2 protein-coding genes are annotated in these 1,009 nt (G+C 68.7%); both read left to right on the top strand.

Annotated features, from left to right (window positions below; translation table 11 throughout):
• On the top strand, nucleotides 1-669 hold a 669-nt coding region (locus AC1DU6_RS32725; protein WP_477862432.1), incomplete at its 5' end, for a hypothetical protein.
• Nucleotides 670-746: 77 nt separating this feature from the next.
• The coding region (locus AC1DU6_RS32720; RefSeq protein WP_477862430.1) for a hypothetical protein at nucleotides 747-1,009 on the top strand (263 nt) is incomplete at its 3' end.

The following is a 1,009-nucleotide window of genomic DNA, read 5'->3' as shown; positions in this document are numbered from 1 at the left end:
TACCTCTACTACGACGCCGACGGCCGCATGTGGCCGATCACGCAGACGGAAGCCGGCATCAGCAAGCCGCCCCAGCCGCCCAAGGGCAAGGTGCCGGCGCTGGCGGACCCGGGCCGCTCCGACCCGCGCGTGGCCGTCCAGCAGTTCGCCCAGGGCTATCCCGAAACCTGGTCTGGCAGCCCGGCGCTGGCCTCCGTCACCCGGCCTTTCGAGCAGACACCCGAGCCCATCGGCTTCAACCGCGACGGCGGCGCCAGCCGCCTGGTGCAGACCTTCGTGCCGCGCGCCGACATCCCACTAGGCCGGCTCAGCCTGTACGCCGGTGACGGCCACGGCACGGACGCCACGCGCAGCTTGCGCCTGTCGTTGCGCGACGTGGAGGCCGGCACCGAACTGCTCGGTGCGGGCGAGGGCCTGGCCATTGCCTACCGGCCGCAAGGGGCCGGGCTGCTGAGCTTCGACTTCAGCGCCCATCCGCCTGTCGTGCTGAAGTCCGGTCGTCGCTACGCGCTGACGCTGCAGGGCCAGAAGGACGCGGTGACGATCAACCTCCGCGCCAGCCGCAGCGATGTCTATGCCGACGGCGAGGCGACCCTTGATGACCGGCCGCTGAAGGACAAGGAAAGCGGCCGCCCTGCGGACTTCGCGTTCGCGCTGTATGCGCGGTAGGCGCGCTGAAACGGCCTCAGGCCGGGCGGCAAGTCGCCTTGACCGACGCGACTCCAAATGACTGATCCGGACAAAACATGGACAAACACGCTGACGACCTGAGCCGCCCTTGCGCCGCCTCTCCCACCCGCCTCATGAACCGCCCGGTTCTTTGGCTCGTGATGGCCCTCGTGCTCTGCGTCGCGTCTCCGGCCGTTCCGGCGGCACAGGCAGCTCCTGCTCACAACCCGCTGATCTGGGCCGACGTTCCGGACATCGCCATCATCCGAGTAGGCAAGACCTACTACATGAGCAGCACGACGATGCACATGAGCCCGGGCCTGCCGATCATGAAGTCGAC

The organism is Roseateles sp. P5_B10 (genome assembly GCF_056400485.1).
This window is presented reverse-complemented; position numbering and strand designations above follow the sequence as displayed.